Below are 1,195 nucleotides of genomic sequence, written 5' to 3'. Positions count from 1 at the left end.
TGATCTTCCCGCCGCCGGCCGGCGGCGGGAAGATCAACCTGGACAAGGGCCGGGTCAGCCTCCAGAAGAACCAGACGGTCTCGCTGGTCAAGGGCGGCCGGCCGCTGCTGTCGCAGGTCAAGATGGGCCTGGGCTGGGAGCCGGCGTTCCGCGGCCGGGACATCGACCTGGACGCCTCGGTCATCGCGTACGGCCCCCAGCGCAACCACCTGGACAGTTGCTACTTCGGGAAGCTGACGATCCTCGGCGGTGCGGTCAAGCACTCCGGGGACAACCTCACCGGCGAGGGCGCGGGTGACGACGAGGTGATCGTGGTGGACCTGGGCAGGCTGCCCCAGGACGTCACCGGCCTGGTCTTCACGGTGAACAGCTTCTCCGGGCAGAAGTTCACCGACGTCGCCAAGGCGTACTGCCGGCTGCTGGACGGCGCGAGCGGCGAGGAGCTGGTCCGCTTCGACCTGACGTCGGCGGAGCCGCAGACCGGCGTCATGATGGCCAAGTTCATCCGGCAGTTCTCCGGCGAGTGGGAGATGACCGCGATGGGCGACTTCGTGAAGTCCCGCACGGTCCGCGGCATGGTCAAGCCCGCCGCCCAGGCGCTGTGACCGGAGCGCCGTGACGGGCCGGTCCGGCCCGCCGGTGACGCCGAACGGCCGGACCCCTCGGGGAGGGGTCCGGCCGTTCGTTTCGGGAGTCCGTCGTACGGGAGGGCTCAGCGCGTGGTGAGCATGCCCTCGCGCAGCTTCTTCAGGGTGCGGGACAGCAGCCGCGAGACGTGCATCTGGGAGCAGCCCAGGTGCTCGGCGATCTGCGACTGGGTCAGCTCCTCCACGAAGCGCATGTGGATGATGCGCCGGTCGCGCTCGTCCAGCGCCGCGATGAGCGGGGCCAGCGCGTGGAAGTCCTCGACCAGCTCCATGGCGTGGTCCTCGGCGCCGATGAAGTCGGCCAGGGCGGCCTCGCCCTCCTCGGCGCCGTTGATCGCGGCGTCCAGCGAGGAGGAGTTGTAGCCGTTGGAGGCCAGGCGCGCCTCGGTGACCTCCTCCTCGGTGAGGTTCATCAGCTCGGCCAGTTCCTTGACCGTGGGGGTGCGGCCCAGGCGGGTGCGCAGCTCCTCGGTGGCGCGGGCGAGCTCGACGCGGGCCTCCTGGAGGCGGCGCGGCACGTGCACGGCCCACGAGGTGTCGCGGAAGAA

2 protein-coding genes are annotated in these 1,195 nt (G+C 70.5%); one reads left to right on the top strand and one right to left on the bottom strand.

All coding sequences use genetic code 11. From position 1 onward, the window contains the following. Positions 1 to 605, top strand: a 605-nt coding sequence (locus tag C6N75_RS13425) for a TerD family protein (RefSeq protein WP_181160460.1), incomplete at its 5' end; no start/stop codon positions are given. Between the two features lie 107 nt (positions 606 to 712). Here the strand turns inward: C6N75_RS13425 and C6N75_RS13420 are convergent. Continuing rightward, the coding region (locus C6N75_RS13420; RefSeq protein ID WP_146132560.1) for a sigma-70 family RNA polymerase sigma factor at positions 713 to 1,195 on the bottom strand (483 nt) is incomplete at its 5' end.

Origin of the sequence: Streptomyces solincola (genome assembly GCF_002982015.1) — a bacterium.
Classification (GTDB): domain Bacteria; phylum Actinomycetota; class Actinomycetes; order Streptomycetales; family Streptomycetaceae; genus Streptomyces; species Streptomyces solincola.
The sequence above is the reverse complement of the archived record's forward strand: the minus strand, read 5'-3'. Positions and strand labels throughout refer to the sequence as shown.